The 20,614-nt window shown below is 29.9% G+C and carries 19 protein-coding genes and 1 CRISPR repeat array; of the genes, 1 reads left to right on the top strand and 18 read right to left on the bottom strand.

Going from position 1 to position 20,614, the window contains the following annotated elements:
- Positions 1-194 precede the first annotated feature (194 nt).
- From V7Q02_RS00535 to V7Q02_RS00485, 11 genes are all read right to left on the bottom strand, one after another.
- Positions 195-1,046: an Rpn family recombination-promoting nuclease/putative transposase gene (locus V7Q02_RS00535; RefSeq protein WP_333859000.1), complete on the bottom strand. Its 852-nt coding sequence runs from the start codon at positions 1,044-1,046 to the stop codon at positions 195-197.
- A gap of 143 nt (positions 1,047-1,189) precedes the next feature.
- A CRISPR array of direct repeats spans positions 1,190-3,639; the repeat unit is 30 nt; unit sequence GTTTCAATTCCTTATAGGTAATCTAAAATC.
- Positions 3,640-3,806: 167 nt separating this feature from the next.
- Entirely contained in the window at positions 3,807-4,565 is a 759-nt protein-coding gene (locus V7Q02_RS00530; RefSeq protein WP_333858999.1) for a Fic family protein, read from the bottom strand.
- Between the two features lie 78 nt (positions 4,566-4,643).
- Positions 4,644-5,384, bottom strand: a complete 741-nt coding sequence (cas6, locus tag V7Q02_RS00525) for a CRISPR-associated endoribonuclease Cas6 (protein WP_333858998.1) — start codon at positions 5,382-5,384, stop codon at positions 4,644-4,646.
- Positions 5,385-5,407: 23 nt separating this feature from the next.
- Entirely contained in the window at positions 5,408-5,671 is a 264-nt protein-coding gene (cas2, locus tag V7Q02_RS00520; RefSeq protein ID WP_333858997.1) for a CRISPR-associated endonuclease Cas2, read from the bottom strand.
- Positions 5,672-5,673: 2 nt separating this feature from the next.
- Positions 5,674-6,666: a type I-B CRISPR-associated endonuclease Cas1b gene (gene cas1b, locus V7Q02_RS00515; RefSeq protein ID WP_333858996.1), complete on the bottom strand. Its 993-nt coding sequence runs from the start codon at positions 6,664-6,666 to the stop codon at positions 5,674-5,676.
- Between the two features lie 20 nt (positions 6,667-6,686).
- Positions 6,687-7,178 carry a CRISPR-associated protein Cas4 gene (gene cas4 / locus V7Q02_RS00510; RefSeq protein ID WP_333858995.1) on the bottom strand — a complete coding sequence of 164 codons (492 nt, stop codon included), beginning with the start codon at positions 7,176-7,178 and terminating at the stop codon, positions 6,687-6,689.
- Between the two features lie 50 nt (positions 7,179-7,228).
- Positions 7,229-7,573 (bottom strand): TcaA second domain-containing protein, encoded by a 345-nt coding sequence (locus V7Q02_RS00505; protein WP_333858994.1) that lies wholly within the window; start codon positions 7,571-7,573, stop codon positions 7,229-7,231.
- 193 nt (positions 7,574-7,766) lie between these two features.
- A complete protein-coding gene (locus tag V7Q02_RS00500; RefSeq protein WP_333858993.1) occupies positions 7,767-9,017 on the bottom strand; it encodes a sensor histidine kinase in 1,251 nt (416 codons plus the stop codon).
- 6 nt (positions 9,018-9,023) lie between these two features.
- Entirely contained in the window at positions 9,024-9,719 is a 696-nt protein-coding gene (locus V7Q02_RS00495; RefSeq protein ID WP_333858992.1) for a response regulator transcription factor, read from the bottom strand.
- A 212-nt stretch (positions 9,720-9,931) separates the two neighbouring features.
- Complete coding sequence (locus tag V7Q02_RS00490; RefSeq protein WP_333858991.1) at positions 9,932-12,466, bottom strand: ABC transporter permease; 2,535 nt, start codon at positions 12,464-12,466, stop codon at positions 9,932-9,934.
- A 21-nt stretch (positions 12,467-12,487) separates the two neighbouring features.
- Positions 12,488-13,162 carry an ABC transporter ATP-binding protein gene (locus V7Q02_RS00485; protein WP_333859047.1) on the bottom strand — a complete coding sequence of 225 codons (675 nt, stop codon included), beginning with the start codon at positions 13,160-13,162 and terminating at the stop codon, positions 12,488-12,490.
- A 287-nt stretch (positions 13,163-13,449) separates the two neighbouring features.
- On the opposite strand from V7Q02_RS00485, the gene V7Q02_RS00480 reads away from it, so the two are divergent.
- Complete coding sequence (locus tag V7Q02_RS00480; RefSeq protein WP_333858990.1) at positions 13,450-14,073, top strand: helix-turn-helix domain-containing protein; 624 nt, start codon at positions 13,450-13,452, stop codon at positions 14,071-14,073.
- A 32-nt stretch (positions 14,074-14,105) separates the two neighbouring features.
- On the opposite strand, the gene V7Q02_RS00475 is transcribed toward V7Q02_RS00480, so the two are convergent.
- From V7Q02_RS00475 to V7Q02_RS00445, 7 genes are all read right to left on the bottom strand, one after another.
- The gene (locus V7Q02_RS00475; protein ID WP_333858989.1) at positions 14,106-14,489 is read right to left on the bottom strand and encodes a hypothetical protein; all 384 of its coding nucleotides are present in this window, start codon (positions 14,487-14,489) and stop codon (positions 14,106-14,108) included.
- Entirely contained in the window at positions 14,486-15,565 is a 1,080-nt protein-coding gene (locus V7Q02_RS00470; RefSeq protein WP_333858988.1) for a radical SAM protein, read from the bottom strand. The genes V7Q02_RS00475 and V7Q02_RS00470 overlap by 4 nt, the downstream gene beginning before the upstream one ends.
- 237 nt (positions 15,566-15,802) lie before the next feature.
- A complete protein-coding gene (locus V7Q02_RS00465) occupies positions 15,803-16,498 on the bottom strand; it encodes an RsiV family protein (RefSeq protein ID WP_333858987.1) in 696 nt (231 codons plus the stop codon).
- A gap of 62 nt (positions 16,499-16,560) precedes the next feature.
- A complete protein-coding gene (locus tag V7Q02_RS00460) occupies positions 16,561-18,033 on the bottom strand; it encodes an MFS transporter (RefSeq protein ID WP_333858986.1) in 1,473 nt (490 codons plus the stop codon).
- Entirely contained in the window at positions 18,030-18,491 is a 462-nt protein-coding gene (locus V7Q02_RS00455; RefSeq protein ID WP_333858985.1) for a MarR family winged helix-turn-helix transcriptional regulator, read from the bottom strand. The genes V7Q02_RS00460 and V7Q02_RS00455 overlap by 4 nt, the downstream gene beginning before the upstream one ends.
- 215 nt (positions 18,492-18,706) lie before the next feature.
- Positions 18,707-19,666: a DUF4367 domain-containing protein gene (locus V7Q02_RS00450; protein WP_333858984.1), complete on the bottom strand. Its 960-nt coding sequence runs from the start codon at positions 19,664-19,666 to the stop codon at positions 18,707-18,709.
- A gap of 2 nt (positions 19,667-19,668) precedes the next feature.
- Positions 19,669-20,214, bottom strand: coding sequence for a sigma-70 family RNA polymerase sigma factor (locus V7Q02_RS00445; RefSeq protein WP_333858983.1), 546 nt, complete (start codon positions 20,212-20,214; stop codon positions 19,669-19,671).
- Between the last annotated feature and the right edge of the window lie 400 nt (positions 20,215-20,614).

Genomic DNA, 20,614 nt, shown 5'->3' with positions numbered 1-20,614 from the left:
ACATTATTTCTTTATTTAACATATACTGATTTATAATGTAACTATTCAGTCATAATGACATCTCCTGGCTGAGTTTTGGACACGTCAAGAACCTGGACTTCAAGAGAATCTAAATAACAAAAATTTTATTCTCTCCATAATATAAATCCTTTCGGAAAATTAAAAGATTAAAAGACTTAACCCAATTAAGCCTTTTAATCTTTTAATTTTTTTATTATATCTACAGATAATTTTGTTTTAGATGCTATAATTTCAATATCTAATACGTCTAAGAGACTTTTAGCTATTTCAATAGCTTTTTTATTTTCTCCTTCTCTTCTACCTTCTTCTCTGCCTCTAGCTCCTGCAGCCTTAATTTCTGCTTTTTGAATACGGAGTCTTTTTAAATCATTTTCATATATTTCTCTTTCTTCTTTATCCAGGTACATAATATCAAGCTTTTCTATTGCCTTTTTCACTGCACTGTCTTCTGCCAGTTTTTCTGGTATTTTGTCCTTATCTATTTCATAGGCTCTATTTAAAAAAGCTGCCCACCTATCTAAGGATGTCTTTAAATCCACAAATTCCTTTTGAAATTTATTTAACTCTATAAAATGCATTTGAAATAAATTAGAGAATTCCCTCTTGCTCTTTTCATTGTATACCTTATATACATTGTGAAAATCCTTTTCATCCAAATAATCAAAATCAAGTATGTTTATTGCTATAGTTTTTCTTAAAAGGTCAAAATCATCTCCACTTTCTATCTGGTCTGAATACACCTTTGCCCAATAATAAAATGCCCTCTTATCATAATATCCCTGCTCTGCCAGCTGCATTTCGATATCATACCAGGTTCCTCTTTCATCCACAGCTTTTATATCCAGTATGGTCATTTTACCTTTCCTATAATTTGCTATGTTATAGGGATTCTTTAATTCTATATCTTTTACCTGTTCAATTTCCGGAAGTACGGAATTTATAAATGAAATTAATATGTCCTTATTCTCAGGACTTCCAAATAATTTCTTAAATGCAAAATCTACTTTAGGATTCAACCTGCACATTACAGATCCACCTCCTTTTATATGGTTTTCGCCCATTCTTTTTTATATTTTAACACACTGCATAGTATACCACCACTTAAAATCACCGTTACTAACATCCCCCATCTTATTGAAAGTTGGGGATAAGCAAGGTTCAGATGTAAAAAAGTATTCCTTATAGGTAATCTAAAATCTTTATACCAAAGTATTTTTGCGTGAACTTTTTCAAATGTTTCAATTCCTTATAGGTAATCTAAAATCAGTTAGCTGAGGGTTATGATAATGCTCAACTTGTTGGGTTTCAATTCCTTATAGGTAATCTAAAATCTTTTATATGATACTAACGAGATAGAGTATGATACTTTGTTTCAATTCCTTATAGGTAATCTAAAATCACGAAGCGGCAACTACAGATGAAGCAGTAGAAAAGGCGTTTCAATTCCTTATAGGTAATCTAAAATCGCCATAACAGAAAACAAGTCACTTTCCAAAAAAATATGTTTCAATTCCTTATAGGTAATCTAAAATCTATTCGAAATTGGAAATGTAACCATTGCAAATATATGGTTTCAATTCCTTATAGGTAATCTAAAATCATTGTTGTACCTCCCGCATGAAAGGCAGGTACACTAGTTTCAATTCCTTATAGGTAATCTAAAATCTGAAACATGGTGGGGAAGAACATGTACAGGTCAGTCTAGTTTCAATTCCTTATAGGTAATCTAAAATCTGTTTTACTATGTGGGAAAATAACGAAAAGTTAATTAAGTTTCAATTCCTTATAGGTAATCTAAAATCAAAGAAGATAACAGTGTTTACTTTGGAGTTTGCCATGTTTCAATTCCTTATAGGTAATCTAAAATCAAGGCCACTGTCGTATAATTGATTTAAATTATATTGGTTTCAATTCCTTATAGGTAATCTAAAATCCTGTACAAAGTGATTTAGCTAATATACAAGATATAATGTTTCAATTCCTTATAGGTAATCTAAAATCAAGGTAGAATTTACACCACCTTATAAGTTTAATAATAAGTTTCAATTCCTTATAGGTAATCTAAAATCGGTGAATGAGTAGCTTTTACAGAGTCGAAACAAAAATGTTTCAATTCCTTATAGGTAATCTAAAATCTTAAACAAAATTGGTTAGCTGATCAATTATGTTTAAGGTTTCAATTCCTTATAGGTAATCTAAAATCATTTAATCTTTATTTAATTATACTATAAGTTTATGGGTTTCAATTCCTTATAGGTAATCTAAAATCGAATTCACTACTACTTGATACATCTACATCAATACGATGTTTCAATTCCTTATAGGTAATCTAAAATCGGGCAGTATTCCAGCTATATCTGGTATACTGTATATTTGTTTCAATTCCTTATAGGTAATCTAAAATCGTTCTTCTGATATTTCTTCTGCTTCGGATATTTCACAGTTTCAATTCCTTATAGGTAATCTAAAATCTTAGCTTTGTAAAATACTGAATCATCCTTTATTATTTGGTTTCAATTCCTTATAGGTAATCTAAAATCCATCCCCTGTTATTAATTTCTGTTTGGATATAGTCAGGTTTCAATTCCTTATAGGTAATCTAAAATCATAATAGTGTATAGTGTTTTATATACTGTACACTAGTTTCAATTCCTTATAGGTAATCTAAAATCTAGGTGAACACTTTATATTTTTGTCATACCTACTAAGGTTTCAATTCCTTATAGGTAATCTAAAATCGAATTATGGGTAGCAATTATAGCCCTGGGATTCTTACGTTTCAATTCCTTATAGGTAATCTAAAATCAGAATAAACCATGACAGAACTTATATTCTGGTTTACAGGTTTCAATTCCTTATAGGTAATCTAAAATCTTTAATTTCCCATTCTGGAGTTCAACTCTACACTTCTGGTTTCAATTCCTTATAGGTAATCTAAAATCGATGGCGTTATAGGTAAAGAAACATGGCCTATATTCTGTTTCAATTCCTTATAGGTAATCTAAAATCTTGTTTGTTGCCGTTTTCGCTACTTATATCTATATTTGGTTTCAATTCCTTATAGGTAATCTAAAATCACAGAGCCAGGACAAGGTGTCTTGTGGCTATACAAAGTTTCAATTCCTTATAGGTAATCTAAAATCTGAATTATTCGACAAAGAGTTTTACAAGGAAGAGGAAAGTTTCAATTCCTTATAGGTAATCTAAAATCGTTGATGCTTATATTCTTGGCTCCTGTTGGAATATATTGTTTCAATTCCTTATAGGTAATCTAAAATCCAAGCAGGAAGATTATTTTTGTATGGATTATTAAAGAGGTTTCAATTCCTTATAGGTAATCTAAAATCCAAGTTAGATGGGCCGAAACAATTAGAACTGAAATTTGTTTCAATTCCTTATAGGTAATCTAAAATCTGGCATTATGGAAATTTAGCAATTCCTAAACAACGTGGTTTCAATTCCTTATAGGTAATCTAAAATCCAGTAATTTATTAAAGGAGGTAACTATATATGGAAACAAGTTTCAATTCCTTATAGGTAATCTAAAATCGTTTTATATTTATAGTGTAATTATATTGGTTATCGTTTGTTTCAATTCCTTATAGGTAATCTAAAATCCCATTTATATATTATTATAACAGGGTTTGTGAAAATATCAATATGTTAATGAAATGTTAACAAAATTCCCAAACCCTTATAATATCTTATTTTCTCAATTTATCGAACTCCGGAGTTTTTTACGCTACTTAGGGTCGACGAAAAAATTATTGGTATACTTTTATCATCTAATCCAAAAAGTCCTTTAAATTTTTAAGTTTGACATTATAGTCTTTAATCCATGTCTTATAAGCCTGATCTTCCAGAAAATTAACCATTTTAGATATTTCCTGCGTTTCATTGAAATATTCTAGTGCAAGGTAATACTGTTCCCTGTCATTCCCAAACAAAACTATTGGCGGAAAATTATTGCCTATAAGAAGATAATTCATCAATACCCTGCCTGTTCTTCCATTTCCATCAGCAAAAGGGTGTATACTCTCAAACCAGCAGTGTAAATATGAAATTACTGTCAAAACATTATTATCATTTATTTTTACTTCATTAATTTCTTCAAACAAAGAATTTAAATTTTCTTCTACTTCATCAGGACTTACTCCAACATCATGTAAGCCAACTATATAATCGCCTTTTTTAAATTCCCCTGGACTTTCACCTTTTAATAATAATTGCTCCGAAAAACAGTTCTTCATTAATGAATAATGCATCTTCCTTACCAGGTCAGTAGATACTTTAGAATTGTATTCTTTACATAATTTAAAAATATTTTTGCATAACTCCCTGTGGTTCTCTATCTCCACCAGCGTTTTCTTATTTCCTTTAAAATCTTTAACTTTTTTACCCTTAAAGATGGTTTCAACATCTCTCAATCTTGTCTCGTTATTTTCTATTTTATTCGAAGAATACGTAAATTTTAAAAAAAATCTATCTAACAATTCTTCACTTATACCTTCTCTCCAAATTTTAATACAATCTTTATAAGACATTAAGTTGTTCCTCCTAAATATCTTCTGATTTATACCTAAAATATAAGCCACAAGTATTATAACATTATTTCTAGGTTTCTACTTTCTTTTTATTTCAATGCATCCAAATCCTTGAGAATTTTTTGAGCCAATTCCGGCATTGTAGGCTATATCCATAAGTTCCTTTGAACCCTGAATCAAAAATTCTCCATCCCATCCCTTTATAACATATCCCTTATACATTACAATTCTCTGCTTTAACTTTTCCCTATACAAAGGAGTTATTGAAAAATATTTATCTGAAGGTTCAGCCCCATAATATGCTTCATATTTATGTATCAGATTTCTCCTTATAAGTTCACTGAACTCACTCTCTAAAGGATTATAATAGTAAGTCTTGTTGCCCTGGTAATTTTCAAATGTGCTATAAACAACTATAGGAGATTTTGTATACACTATTTCTTTTTCAGAAAGTTTACTATATGCACTTTCAATGCCCTCAATACCTACTATGTTGTTTCCAAACTTAAAATTATCCTTTGATATCACATTTAATACAAGATAATTTAAAAACCTGTCTTCAAGGGAGGAAACAGTGAAATTGGCCTTATCAAAAAAACTTATAATTTTCTTATCCCTGTATATTTTAAACTTGCCATATATTTTTGAAAATGTAAAAAGTTTATATTTTCTATTTTCAAATTTAAATCCACAATCATGTATGAATTTTTGATAGTTTTCATTGTCAAGCCAGTTTAATATTACTGCCTGCAGTATATTATTATACTGTATGGGTAAATTCAAACAATCTTTAAACTTTAAATTTATATTCAATCTCATACCAATCAGCTCCAATTATTAAATTATATAAAAAGTTCCTGAGAATTTTTTACCAATCCCATTTGTTCTCTTTTTGAGTATTTTGTGCTGTTAAACTTATAGATTATAACGGAATCCTCTTTCTTATCCATAATATTCTCTAATTCTATTTTTAATTTTTTAAGATTAGCCATGCCAAGTTCTCCCTCAAATACGGAATTTTGAACCCAGGTCAAATATTTTCTACATAATTTCAAGGCTTTTCCCACTCTCTTTTCTCCAAAATCATAAACTAGAATGACAAACATTATTACCACCTCGCTATAAATCCAACATATTCTTCATCTTGAGTAATATGCTTTTGTATTTTATAAAGTTCCATTCGGATTAATCTCTTGTAACTAACTGGTTTATTGAGATTAGGATGTTTTATGGTAGTGTAGAGTTTGTTATTATATTCCTGCAAAAATTTCTTTTTCCCATTTTCAGATAACAATATACCATTAAATTGTTCTTGAAAATCCTTTACTGTAATTATATTTTTATTTAAAAGTGAAAATATACATCTATCCACAAGTATAGGCTTAAATATTTCAGCTATATCCAAATTCAAAGTAAATCTTCTCATATTTGTAGAATGTAAATATCCTATTCTTGGATCCAGATGTGTCTGATATATTTCTCCAAGTACTGTAGAATACATAACCGAATTTCCAAAGCTTATAAGTGCATTTATATTATCTTTAGGTGGTCTTTTGCTTCTTCCCCTAAATTTAAATTCTTCAGCTTTAATTATTTTATTAAAACAAGTATAATATTTTTCCCTTATGTTTCCTTCCACTGCCATAAGCTGTTCAATACTTTCTGTACCTTCCATAGTTTTTGATTTATTAAAAATATCTGCTATTTCGTTTTCCAGTTGAATTCCCCTGCTTTTATAGTATTTAAGCACTACCATTATATTTTCCACGGCAGTTTGTATGATTTTCCTTGCAATATTCATTCTTTTATCAAAATCCAAATAAAATTCACACTGCTTTAATATGACATATCCTGAATTATAATGTTCTCTTGGATAGAAGCTTCCTGTATAATAACCATAATAATTAAAGAAATGCAGACATATTTCTTTTTGAGATGCAAAATCCAAGAACCTTTTATTCAACGTCACTTCTCCAAATATCCATATAGTATCTATTTCTTCTACAGGTATGTGTTTTTTGTTATCTTCACTTTCAAAACATATTGTATTCTCTTTTCTCTTTAATTCCCCGTTATTAAATATATAAATATCCTTTTTCATTTTACACACCTCCAATTTAATCATGCAAAACAATATTCTCTATAAGCACAATTTTTGCAATAGGGAATCTTTTTTACACTAGGAGGCTTGTCCAAACTACATATATATTCTATATCAGAGATCATTTCACCCAATTTTCTGCTTGAGATATCATCTAATATAACTTCTTCCCTTTTTCTCTCTTCAGGATAAAAAAGCTGCCCACTAGCATGTATTCCTGCATCTTTTAAAGTCTTTAGATAAAACATCAACTGCCACTTAGATGCCTCTTTATATTTAGATGATTTTTTGGTTTCCCCTATTACCAATTTGTTTTTTGAACTAAATACTATATCAAATTTTACGTTACCAAAACTTATTTCCTTTTTATTTCTTTTGTATGTATTTTTATGTATAAATCTTCCTACATCTACATTTTCATCCCGTTGATCTGGTATAATTTTTCTTGACATAAGCCACAGTTCTCTTTTGCAAATATTATAATACCATAGAAACACACCATTTATATCCAATAAGATTCTCCTTTCCACAAATTATATTTTTATGAACTGCAATACTTTATTTACATAGCATATAATTTATACTTTCCTGGAATAAAGGGCCCAAATTCTTTAGTAAAATCATTGGTGTCGCTTTTTCCAATCTTATTACTATCTAAAGATAATTCTACATCCTTTATACTTGTTTGAACATTTATAAAAGTGGGTATTATATTTATCTTGTATTTTGGAAAAAATAATAATGTTCTTCCAATAGCAACAATACTAAAATTATTCTGTGAACCAGCATTTATATCTTTAATTAAGTTAATATTTTTAATCTGTTTATTCATATTATCTATTGTTTTGTTAAGATATGATGGATTGTCCTTAAAATATGTGAATAAATAAGAACTATTGTTCATCATATTTCTAAAATTTTATTAAACATTCCATGAATTTATTATCATAAAGTTCATTTTTTATAAATATTCTACAAAAAGTTACGAATTCCTTCTTATATTTTACAATTCATTAAAATTATGAATTATATCATTGTTGGCCTTTGGATAAAATATAATACACTATGTATTATAAATAGCTTAAGATATGTCTATTAATTTAGTATATTCCATTCAAAAAAGTAATTTCAAAATCAGTTCCTATTCCCATGTTACTTTTTACATTAATCATTCCCTGATTTCCTTCAATTATAGATTTTGAAAGTGCCAGTCCAATTCCAACAGATTCTGTATTTTTATTTGTCTTTCCCTTATAAAATCTTTCGAATATATGCCTAATTTCATCTTTATCTATTCCACTGCCATTGTCCTTAATTATTACTCTCACACACACTTGAGATTTTTCTGTAAACACCTTAACCTTTCCACCAGGCTCACTATGTTCAATGGCATTTTTAATTATATTTATAATAGCTTCACTTACCCAGTTAGAATCATGGTTCACCATAATTTCATTTTCTCCAGGATAAAATTCAACTCTCACTCTTGCATTTTGTGACTTAATTTTCAAAGATTCTATAGATGCTTCTGCAGTTTTATTTATATCATTACTTTTCATTTCAAATTTTACTGCCCCTACATCAAGTCTTGCAAGCTGGAGCAAACTTTTTATAAGCCATTGAATTCTATTTAACTGATTCTGACTAATCCTTAAAAACTCAATTTTCTTTTCTTCATTTACTTTTCTATTTAAAAGTATATCATTATATATTATGAGAGAAGAAATAGGAGTTTTTATCTGATGGGATATATCCGACAGGGTATTTACTAGAAAAGTTTTTTCTTTTTGAATTTGAACTAAATTGTTTTTCAATATAACTCTCATATTGTTAAAAGTATAGGCGAGCTTTGCAAATATACCTTCGGTATTTTCATAAATACCTATATTAAAATTGTAATCAATTACATTTTTTGCTGCAGCCATAAGATTCTCCAGTTTTCTATATATGTTTACATATTCTGCTCTATTTATTAAAAATACAATTATAAAAAAGCATATCATAGAAAAAATCATAGACTTGCTCAAATTGCTATAATCTTCTCTTAACTTAGGCAATAAGTTTATATTTAAATTTTCTTCGTACCCATACTTACTTAGTACTTTTTTTCCAAACCCAACATCTTCTGAACTGCTTTCCTTTGTTATTACAGGCACCACTTCATTTTCAAGCTGGGGGTGAATTTTCACTATTTTTCCTACTAAAGCTGCATTGTTATTTATATAATCTTTTTTAACCCTTTCATAACCTTTATATAAAACAAAAGAGTTCACTGCTATAAATATCACTGCCAGAATCAATATAATACATGAGCTCCTCTTAATTTCTGGATTTTCATAGTATAAAATCATATCATTTTACTCCCTCTCAACTTTTATATCCCACTGGTATCCAAAGCCTCTTTTAGTTTTTATGTATCTGGGATTTGAAGAATCCTCTTCTATCTTTTCTCTTATCCTCTTTATGTATACAGAAAGGGTATTTGGATCAAAATACTCTCCACTTCCATCAGTTAAATTATCCAATATCTCTTCTCTGCTCATAACTCTTTTGGCATTATTCATAAATAGTAAAAGAAGTTTGTATTCCTGCATGGAAAGTGCCAAATCAGCTCCTCTTTTACTGACTTCAAGTGTTTCTGTATTTAAAACTATATCACTGCATTTCAATATTTTAGGCTTACAATTATTGTTTTCTGTTCTTCTTAAAATAGCTTTAACTCTGGATACAAATTCCTTTACTCTAAAAGGCTTTGTTATGTAATCGTCCGCTCCCATGTCAAGACCCAGAACTACATTTACCTCTTCATCACAGGCAGTTAAAAATATAACCGGAACCTGGCTCTCTTCTCTTACATATTTACATACATCATAGCCATTTCCATCTGGAAGCATTACATCAAGTATTAAAATATCAAAAGCTGCACTATTGAAGGTTTCTACTGCTTCCTTCACATTTAGGCACTTCACAACCTCATAGCCCTCATCTAAAAGGGTAAACTCAATGCCAAGAGCCAATGCTTCATCATCTTCTAAAAGTAATATTTTACTCAAAGTCAGCCACCTCCGTTAAAAACTATATCTTAAAAAATGTGTTGGCAAACTCTTTGAAAGTACCAACACACTTTTACCTTGGGTATTACTTATTGGACTTTTTATCTTTTATCACCTTAATAGCTATGGCAGCACAGATAATTGCCGCAACAAGTAAAAAATCAGAAATCATATAATATCTTCTCCACAATTAATCCACATATATATTATAACTAATTTTCTTCCCTTATGACATCTATTACATTTTCTTTTTTAATTCTTGACAGAGGTTTAATCACAGATATAAGTCCTATAAATACTGCAGCTGCCCCACTTATAAATATCATATTCCAGGGAATGCTCCATTTAAAATTCATAATTTCTTTCATAAAATAAGATAATCCATAGGACAATAGGCTTCCCACTACTCCCCCGTAAAAAGCACCATACAATCCATATAAAACTCCTTCTGTCAAAATCATAGATCTTATATTCTTATAGGTCATGCCAATTGCATTTAAAGAGGCAATTTCTTTTCTTCTCAAAACTAAATTTGTAGTTATGGTATTTATTATATTAACCGCCCCAATAAAAGATATTACAGCTATAAACCCGTATATAAGAATTAAAAGCTGCAGTGATTCTGCTCTCCTTGACTGATTCATTTTAACTATATCAACTAATTTTACCCCATTACTATCACATAAAGGCTGCAGAAATTCATTAAATTTATCTTCCTCCTTCTCATTTTTCAATATTATGTCCGCTGTTTTAAAAGAAAAATTATCTCTGCCAGTTATATTTTTTATTACATCCTTTGTCATTATCACATATAGAGACCTATTATCCCCATTATAAAAATAATAAGGGGCACTTTCCACTACAGCTGCCACTTTAACTTTAACCATATTATAATTTGTTGAAGCAGGATTACTATTTTCTTCCGTATAGTCTTCACCTATCATACCTTTATAGAGCATATTTCTATTCATATAAAAGCTGTCTCCTGCTTTCAAATTAGTAATTGCCCCATTATAATATTTTTTATTTACAGCTATTATATTATTTTTTACTATGATAACACCATTCTCCTGATTCATATAGTCAGTATCTGTCTTGCCCTCTTTTATATAATTTTTAATACTTGCTAGTTTATCCTGGTCATATATGTCTATAACTGCATTCATGGAATTTAAAGTTTCATTTTTAAAATCTACCTTATTGTACATTTCTGGTGCATTTTTAGCTATATAGCTGTTTTTTTCACTATCAGAAATAAAGATATCTGATTTATAGGTTCCATAGGATATATATACCTTACTCACCAGATTATTTTTTCTTATTTTATCTATAAAATCAGTTTTAAGAGAGCTATCCCCTGCTTTATCTATTATACCAATAGCTTCAAAATGCATTTTATCACTCTCCGATGGAGGATCTGTAAACTTTCCCATCATACTTACAAAGGAGGAAAAGAATATAAAAAGGGCTATACTTATCATCATGGAAAAAACAGTAACTATAAACTTTTTTCTATTTCTCTTTATATTTTTAAAGGCCATAACACTTTCTATATTTAAAAACCTTTTAACTATTTTCCCTCTGTTTCTCCTTATTTTTTCCTTTGATATATATGCCCTGCTGCTTATGGCAGTCAAAGGTGAAACTTTTCCAGCAGCCCTTGCAGGGATAAAAGCAGAAATATATACAGCTGCCAGTCCCACAAAAACACTTATAACAAGTACATAATATGGAATTATTATTTTCAACTCCCCAAACAGAGAACCTGACATTATGCTAAATATTTTGCTTACCACAAACATTGCAAATATTCCTGCCACAATTCCAAGGGGAATACCTACTGCACTTATTATGGAAGCTTCCCTCAGCACTATCTTTCTTATCTGAGAAGGTGTAGCCCCTACAGCTCTTAAAAGTCCAAATTGTTTCATTCTCTCCATTACACCTATCTGAAATGAATTATATATAACTGCTATGGTGGCAATTACAATAATAATTATTACTATTGCAGCTATGGAATAAAGGCTTTTATTCAAATCATCACTGCCTTGACCCAAATAGTTCAACAGATGACTATTTTTCACACAATTTTCTTTAAATCTATTACTTAATTCCTCTGCAGTGTTACTTATTCCCGCACTTTTGTGTATGGTTAAATATAAGGTTGACTTCTCCACATTAAATTTATTTAAATAGGTCATTCCAAGAGCAATACCTTTGTATTGGCTTTGAACTTGATTGGGAATAATTCCTGTAATCTTAAAACTTTTTATTTCTCCTGTAGCTGTTTTTAAATTTATACTATCACCTATATCGGGGGAATTGTCAATATATTTAAATACCCAGCTTTCCAGTGCTATTTCTCCTTCTTTTTCTGGAAACTTTCCTTTAATAGGTTTATAATAATCTGGTAAAAGCTTTAGAGCATTTTTATCCACTCTATCAATTTCTATTTCTTTGCCTTCTTTTAAACGGCACTGCAGCCAATTCTCCTGAATGCCTATGGTATCAATCTTAACATTGTTTTTCAGCTTAATATAATCTTCATTATTTACATTTGAAATTTTCACATGAAAGCCGCCTTCTGACTTTATGGTGCTTTCAACAAATGAATTTTGCAGACTCTTTATAAAAAGTCCCACTGAAGTTATTAAAGCCACAGAAAGTATTATTCCCAAAATAGTAAGTGCCGTTCTTTTTTTATTGTGTTTTAAATATTTATCTGTTATTTCCTTATAATTTTTCATTTATCCATCACCTCCCATCATTTAATCATTCCATTTTATTTCTCCGTCACTTATATTAATTATTCTTTCTGCCTGTTCAGCCACATTTATATCATGGGTTATAACAACCAAAGTTTGGTTATACTTTTTAGAAGACAATTTTAAAAGTTCTATAACTTCTCTGCCATTTTTACTATCTAAATTTCCAGTAGGTTCATCTGCCAGAATCAAGGCAGGCTTATTTATAAGAGCTCTGCCAATGGAAACCCTCTGCTGCTGTCCTCCTGAAAGCTGGGATGGAAGATGTTTAATCCTGTCTTTCAATCCAAGCATAGCTATTACTTCATTTAAATAATTCTTATCCACTTTCTCTTTATCTAAAAGTGCAGGAAGGGATATATTCTCCTCTACATCCAAAACCGGTATAAGGTTAAAGAATTGAAATACAAAACCAATATTTCTTCTTCTAAATATGGCAAGCTTGGATTCATTTAGTTTATATATATCTTCACCATCAATGTACACCTTTCCAGATGTAGGTCTGTCAAGTCCCCCTATGGTGTGGAGAAGGGTACTTTTTCCTGAGCCTGAAGCTCCCATTATAGCTATAAATTCACCCCTATTTACAGTAAAAGATATATTTTTTAATGCTTCTACCCTATTTTCCCCTTGGCCATAGATTTTTGTTAAATTTTCAACTTTCAATATGTTGCTCATAGCCTTTCTCCTTTTTCTATAATTTATTGCATAGCCCTTTTTATCTTTATTGTATTTTTTCATGAGTACTATAGCAATGACAGAAACCTTACAACCTAAATATGAACCTTACATTTTTGTAAGATTCACTAAAACATATTTGAAAGTTTCAGGTGAGATATTTCAGACAAAATTCGAGCAACGCTAGTAGCTTTTTTAGAAACTTTTATAATATTATATCTTTTTTAGAAATAAAATATGGTTTTTATTGTATTTATTATAAAATATACTTGGGAGTTGGTACAATTATGAATTTTGCAATGAGACTTAGAGAACTCAGAGAAGAGAACAATTTAACCCAGGAGGCAATTGCTTCAATTTTAAATCTTACCAAGGCAAATATATCAAAGTATGAACTTGGAAGACTACAGCCTAATATTGAAACACTAAAACTTTTATCGGATTATTTCAAAGTTTCAATAGACTACCTAATTGGTGTAACAAATATAAAAAAAATGGAATCCAGTTATCTCTCAAGGATTCCTATATTTCAAACCAATAAAAATAATCCATCATTATTTATTGCTGAAAATATTAGCGGATATGAATATTTTGACAAACCAGAAGAACTCTCTAAAGATTATTTCTTCTTCAAGGTTAAAGATGACAGCATGTCAAATGCCCGTATATTTAAAAATGATTTGGTATGCATTCACAAACAGGATTATATAGAAGATAATAAATTAATGCTTATACAGGTTAAAAACATGGGTATTATACTGAGGAGAGTGTTAAAATGCGGAGATAGCTTAATAATATTACCGGAAAATCACAAATATAACCCTGTAGCTTTATCTAAAGAAGAATTAGAAGAAGATTCTTTTAAGGTTATTGGCAAGGCAGTTCATGTTAAATTTTATATACACGAATAGACAATACCCCAAATTGACTATTCGTACCTTCTCTAATATCCAGCCTCCTTATAAAATATGAAATTTTCATCTTCATAATGAAAATCCATATTACATAAAATACTATAAACACTATTTATTTCATCTGACACAGTACCTTCATAAAACACAAATTCATCATTACCAATTATTTTCTTATACATATCTGGTAACTCTGAAATATCCTCACAACCATAATCCTCTAATATTTCATCTAATTTAAATTTTGATGAGTTTGAATAAATAATTCCTGCAAACTCCTCAGCCAACTCTCTTAAAGGTGAATCCCCCGGTACCTTCATCATATTTAAAACTTTTTCTTTTGTAAGCTTATCTTTTACACCCAATATAAAACTTGAAGAAGAACTATTAGTAACAAAATCCATTCTTATTTTCATAATTTATACATTTCCTCTCTATTGCACAATATAATACTTCTGCACAGAGGACACCCTCCCATGCAATTAACCTTTTCCCTGCAATTCGGACAGGATTTTTTGAATTTATTTCTGAAATTTTCAAATACATTACTGTTCCAGGCATAACCTATATTTTTATCTTTTAATTCTACACACCACTTTAATTCCTGATCAAAACTACAGGGAAGAGCTTTCATATCTGGAGTAATATACATAGACCATCTGGCTGCTTCACAGGTATCAATACTGTGTATGTCAAAATTACTATTAAAATTTATCAATGCAGGTACACTGCAGCTATCAAAACCTATTTTAAAAGGGTATTTTTTCCACATTATATTTTTAAAAAAATCTTGTACAGTTTTATCTTCATATTTCAATACCCTATCCTCTTTTCCAAGCCCTACAGGTTTGTGCAGCAAAAATATAACTGCATTTATCCCCCTTGGAAATTTATCTTTATAGAGCATATAAGATGCTTCTTCAACACTTGTACTGTTCAATACATAATGAATGTTCACCTTCATACCAGATTTTACAAACATATCTACAGCTTTTTTAGTATACTGGTGAAAATACCATGAAACCGCCACTGCCCCACAATATTTTTTTGTAAGCTGCACCTCTTCGTCCTTTAACAAAAATCCTGAAGTGGTGTAATTGGGAACAATATTATTTATTCTTGTATACTCAAGTATTTCATAAAAATTTTCATGTTTGTTTGGATCACCTCTTCCTCCAAGGGCTACCTGAAAAGTTTTTCCTTTTATTTCATCTATTATTTTAATATAATTTTCAAGACTCATATTCTCCTGCTGTATATTCATGCCATTTTGATAACATTGAACCCCTGCCTTTAAACACAATCCAGACTTTCCATGAACACAATGTCCCATAATTCCTATATCTATAAGTTCTGGAAAAGAAGATTGAAATACTTCTACCCCAGTGTCCTTTCCACTGTCATCCAATATTCCTGTTCTCATATAAAATCCACTCTGTGTATTAAATATGGAAATAAAGTTGTAATTTTTATCAATTTTTTTTAATATCATTAAGCTTTTTACTCCTTTAAAACACTGAAAGTTTACTCTCATCAAATAATTACCACTTAAAGGGAGCTTGTCCCTAAACTATAATTTTAAATGTATATAAATATTATAGTATCTTTTTTAGATACTATCAATATATTAATATATATTTTTTCCTGAATAGATATAGGAAATATTTACATATAGCAAGAAGAGGTATCTAAAATAAGAATACCCCTTTTATTGAAAATATTATCATTTCTATATTAATTTATTGATAGGACCAACAGGACTTAATATATTTGTTATTTTGTCATATGGAATTTCTATTTTAAACAGTCCATAATAATAAGGTGTATATTCATAAATTTGATAGTAAAGCACCAGACTGTCAGGAGTCAAATAAAACTGCTGATTTTCAGTAATGCCATTGTATTCATTAATTAAAGTGATATTATTTTCTTTTATATACTGCTTTGCTATGGGATCCAGGAAGCCTTTATAGTACACTTTGCTGTTGAAAAGATCGCTGAAGCTATAAATTTGTCCAGTTGCTACATTGGCAGTCATGGAAGAATAGAGAGTAAAACCATGAGCAGCCCTATTTACATAAGTATACATACTAAATAATATACTTAAAATACCATTCTTATTTAACATTACTTCATAATTTCCCATAACTTCGTTAAAATCTACAACTCCAATTTGAAGGACTTGACTTTTAAAAAGTTCGCTTACCTGATTTATAATTTCATTATTAACTTTGTCCACGCCGCTTCCTTTACAATTTAAAGGATCTATAAAGGGATATTTCATACTAAAATTATCAGGGTGAAGATTTTGCTCCTGAAGTTTTACAACCTTTTCAGAGCCTTTTTTATTGGTATCATTGCGGTAATAAGACCTTTTTGCCTCAAAGGGATACTTGTATTTACTGGGATACCTAAAGTAAATCATTCTAAATTCCTTTCATATACAGACTTTCACCCTTATTATATTCTTTCCCTCCAAGTAATATGTCAAATTGCATTATCTTCTAGTGTTTTTGATTTTTTTATTTTAGGTTTCATCTTATCTCCTTTATTGTTATAGAATCTCAAAGCTGTGATTATAACTCCTATAACACACATAATTCCAGCAGATATATATACCCACCTCATTCCATAGATAAATACATCATCTCTTCCCTTAACATAGTCCACTACCCTGTATCCAATCTTGTAACTCATTCTATTGTACAAAAGCAAAGTAGCAGCAGATGTGCCAAGTACAATTCCCAGATTTCTTATAAGTGCATTTACACTTCCTGCTATACCAAGTTTGTTTTTGGGTACAGTTGACATAACCAGTGAATTATTTGGAGATTGAAACATACCATTTCCCAAAGTCATAACCACTATGTACACTACCAAGATAATCAAGGAAGACTTTTCATTTAAACTGGATATTAAAAACAAACCCACACTTGTAAAAGAAAGCCCAATTAAGGTAAGTATCTCTGAGCCAACCTTATCTGACATGTATCCACTGATGGGAGCCACTATGGATAACACTACAGGAGACACCATCATAAATAATCCTGTTGCAGCCGGTGAAAGTTTTAATACGTCCTGAAAATAAAAGGGCAGTATTATATTTGAAGCACCAATTGCAGTAAAAGAAATAAAAGCACATATTATACTTATAGAAAACAAACTGTTCTTAAAGATTCCAAGCTCCAGCAGTGGAACTTGTATTTTGTTTTCCACAATAATAAATATGACAAAAGATATAAATGAAATAATAAAAGCACCCATCATAGGGGGATTGTTATATCCCATGCTCTGCCCTTGAAGCAGTGCTCCAAATAAAAGTACTATAAATACAGTAAATAAAACAGATCCTTTTCCATCAATTTTTTCTTCCGCCACGCTATGAGATTTAGGTAATACCTTCATTGCCATAGTAAATACAATTATTCCTATAGGTACATTAATTAAAAATATATATTCCCAACTTACAGCAGAGACAATTAACCCCCCAATAGGCGGACCTGCCATAGAACCAAGTGCAACAAAGGTTCCCACCATTCCAAGGGCTCTTCCTCTCTCATGGCTTGGAAAAACATGAGTTATAATTCCCTGATTGGTAGCCATGGTAGCAGCAGCTCCTACTGCCTGTACAACCCTAGCAGCTACAAGTAAAGGCAGTGAATGTGTAAGCCCACATAAAAAAGAACCTAATGTAAAAACCACTACTCCAAACTTAAATACCTTCATTTTGCCTTTTATATCGCCAAGTCTTCCAAATATTAAAATGGTAGCTGCAATAGTTATAAAAAAACTGGTGACAACCCACTCAATACCTGCCATGCTGACACCTAGTTTGTCTGACATATTAGGAAGGGCCACATTCACAATACTTCCATCTAATGTGGCCATAAAAGTGGCTGAAATAACAGTAAATAAAATTATCCATCTCTTTTTATAGGTTTCATTTTTAGTGTTGTTCAATTCTTCTTCATCCTTTCACAGTTTTCACGCCTGTATTTTTTACCATTTTCTAAAATCTGTTCTAAAAATTCCATAGATATTTTAATTTTGTTTTTATCATTGCCCTCTATTAAAATATCAATCCAATTATGAATAGTTTCCAGTATTTCAGGAATTACCCCTCTTGCCTTATCCGTTATATAAAGCCTATAGGCCCTTATATCTTCCTTATTTTCCTCTTTTCTTATATATCCCAAGGATATCAGTCTTTTAATAGTTCTTGCAGACATGGATTTGTCTACATTAAGTTCTCTGCTTATATCACTTTGACTTATACCTTCTTTTTTACTCAATACCAGTAGATAAGGATATGTACCTGTGGTGAGATTGTATTTTTTTAGTTTTTTATCAATATAAACCTGGGTACATCTATATATATTGTTAGTTAACTTAATTAAAGTTTGTGCTCTATCATCCAATGCTATTTTACCCCTTTCATTAGATAAAATAACACAATATAGTTGAGTAGTCAACTATTAATGAGGCAAAAGACCCAAGAGGAAATAACAAAAAGCATAACACTGCTCTACTTCAGTGAAAACATTCACTTTTTCGCAGCATTATGCTTATTCTTATAAAATTTGTTTATCCAATGAATGTAAGCCATAACTTCATTTGATGTCAAGAATTTTGTTTATTTAATAGACTCTGCAATTTTTATCAATTCATCTTTCCCAAATGCTCCTCTGCCTGATAAATTATAAAGTACCCCATTATTTTCCCAATCCATGCTTCTGTTATCAGATACTACTGCATCTTTACCATTAACTTTCACCTTCTCAATTTTTCCATCTGTTCCAGTTTCATATTTAGTTTCTTCGTCAGCAAACCTTTGCTGCATATAAATATATTTTTCTGCTTTTGCATTAGTAAAATATAAATCAATATATTTTTTACTTACGCTTCCATCTTTACCTTTATAAAATTCTGCTCTATCAAATTTATAACCTTTTGGTAAATATGAAGGCATCTTAACATCAAAACAAGTATATTTATTTAAGCTGCTGGAATCTTTAATTACTAGCATATTTTTCTCAATTTTTTCGTCTTCAGCTTTTGCCTCAGTTGCTGTTACTATCTTTCCATCTTTAATATCGACAATCTGTTCACCTAATTTTGTATATATTTTTCCAGTATCCTTTGTAATCACTGTTAAAGGATTTTTATTTTTATCAAAGACTTTGCCTTCCAAATTGGTTGGAACCACCATCTCTGAAGGACTTTCTGATTGCTCCACTGTTATATGTCCCAAAGATATTTTATTTATTACTTTTTCTGCTAAACCTTTAGCTAAAGAAGTATTGGTAAACACACCACCCACTACTAAAAATACCGCTGCTACAACAACTGTCTTTTTTATTCTATTTGATTTTTTCATAACATTACCTTCCTTATATTCATTTATAGTTTTTAACGTTCTATTAAAAACAACTTCTTTATTACTATTTTCACTGAAATCTTTATTTGCTAAAGTTTTGCCCATTTCTAAAAGTTCATTGAATTCTTCATTGTTTGATTCATCAACATTTTGTATTCCATTAAGATAAGCATCCATATTCACAGAAAATTTATTCTCAATATTTTTTTTGTTCATATCTATACCTCTCTCTCCAATTCTTTTTTTAACTTTTTCATTGTCCTATAGAGTATTACCCCCACATTGCTTTCTGTAATACCAATAATTTCTGCAATTTCTTTATTTTTTAAACTTGCTCCAAATTTAAATGCTACAATATTTCTTTCTTTTGTATTTAAAATATTTAGTGCTTTTAAAAGTTCATCATTAGTCTCTGATTTTACAAATACGTCTTCCGGATTCTTTTCCGTGGATATTATCCTTTTCAATTTATCCATAGAAAACGCTTTATGCTTTTTTAATCTTCTAAAATAATCATTTATTACGTTTCTTGCTATAGCGAAAAGCCATACTTCAAAAGGAGATTTATCTTCACTATACGTGTTGATTTTAATCATTGCTTTTTCAAATATTTCACTTGTCAAGTCTTCTGCTTCTTCATTACAATTAATCCGGTAATATATATAGTTGTAAATTCTCTTATAGTAGGTTTCAAAAATATAAGTAAAATCTGTATTTCTAGATTTTTTTTCATCTAAAGCATTAATTAATTTAATTTGCTCCATATATTTTAAAATCCCCCTTTCTTCGATCTTTTACCCAGCTAAGTAATTCATCATATGTTAATACGTATAAACCCTAATTTCATTACACATATTTAAAAAATTCTAAAATAACTTATATTGTATAAACTTTGTAAACTATAAACTCTCAGATGTATTATGAATAAAAATAAACGGTCATTTATGAAAATGACCGTAGTGTACTATTTATTTTTTATATGAAGATGACTGAAGATTATTCAAGTCATAATCTACGCCCTTTCCAAATCTTGATTTTGGAAGACATATGCTTTTTATAGAATTAATCCAACTCCAAAAAACATCAAGAATCGTTTTTTTCTTTCATTGCTAACACCCCTCCATCGCACTCTGTGAAAGCGATTCACACAAAATTAAAAATTTT

The sequence above is a fragment of the Clostridium sp. genome, from assembly GCF_036781005.1.
Taxonomy (GTDB): domain Bacteria; phylum Bacillota; class Clostridia; order Clostridiales; family Clostridiaceae; genus Clostridium_B.
The sequence above is the reverse complement of the archived record's forward strand: the minus strand, read 5'-3'. Positions and strand labels throughout refer to the sequence as shown.

What these genes read in the sequence shown, in the direction of transcription:
- V7Q02_RS00475 (WP_333858989.1), bottom strand. Translation starts at nt 14,489, where the DNA reads ATGAAAATAAGAATGGATTTTGTTACTAATAGTTCTTCTTCAAGTTTT.
- V7Q02_RS00505 (WP_333858994.1), bottom strand. Translation starts at nt 7,573, where the DNA reads ATGATGAACAATAGTTCTTATTTATTCACATATTTTAAGGACAATCCA.
- V7Q02_RS00490 (WP_333858991.1), bottom strand. Translation starts at nt 12,466, where the DNA reads ATGAAAAATTATAAGGAAATAACAGATAAATATTTAAAACACAATAAA.
- V7Q02_RS00450 (WP_333858984.1), bottom strand. Translation starts at nt 19,666, where the DNA reads ATGAACAAAAAAAATATTGAGAATAAATTTTCTGTGAATATGGATGCT.
- V7Q02_RS00470 (WP_333858988.1), bottom strand. Translation starts at nt 15,565, where the DNA reads ATGATATTAAAAAAAATTGATAAAAATTACAACTTTATTTCCATATTT.
- V7Q02_RS00445 (WP_333858983.1), bottom strand. Translation starts at nt 20,214, where the DNA reads ATGGAGCAAATTAAATTAATTAATGCTTTAGATGAAAAAAAATCTAGA.
- V7Q02_RS00465 (WP_333858987.1), bottom strand. Translation starts at nt 16,498, where the DNA reads ATGATTTACTTTAGGTATCCCAGTAAATACAAGTATCCCTTTGAGGCA.
- V7Q02_RS00485 (WP_333859047.1), bottom strand. Translation starts at nt 13,162, where the DNA reads ATGAGCAACATATTGAAAGTTGAAAATTTAACAAAAATCTATGGCCAA.
- V7Q02_RS00500 (WP_333858993.1), bottom strand. Translation starts at nt 9,017, where the DNA reads ATGATTTTATACTATGAAAATCCAGAAATTAAGAGGAGCTCATGTATT.
- V7Q02_RS00530 (WP_333858999.1), bottom strand. Translation starts at nt 4,565, where the DNA reads ATGTCTTATAAAGATTGTATTAAAATTTGGAGAGAAGGTATAAGTGAA.
- cas1b (WP_333858996.1), bottom strand. Translation starts at nt 6,666, where the DNA reads ATGAAAAAGGATATTTATATATTTAATAACGGGGAATTAAAGAGAAAA.
- V7Q02_RS00480 (WP_333858990.1), top strand. Translation starts at nt 13,450, where the DNA reads ATGAATTTTGCAATGAGACTTAGAGAACTCAGAGAAGAGAACAATTTA.
- cas6 (WP_333858998.1), bottom strand. Translation starts at nt 5,384, where the DNA reads ATGAGATTGAATATAAATTTAAAGTTTAAAGATTGTTTGAATTTACCC.
- cas2 (WP_333858997.1), bottom strand. Translation starts at nt 5,671, where the DNA reads ATGTTTGTCATTCTAGTTTATGATTTTGGAGAAAAGAGAGTGGGAAAA.
- V7Q02_RS00535 (WP_333859000.1), bottom strand. Translation starts at nt 1,046, where the DNA reads ATGTGCAGGTTGAATCCTAAAGTAGATTTTGCATTTAAGAAATTATTT.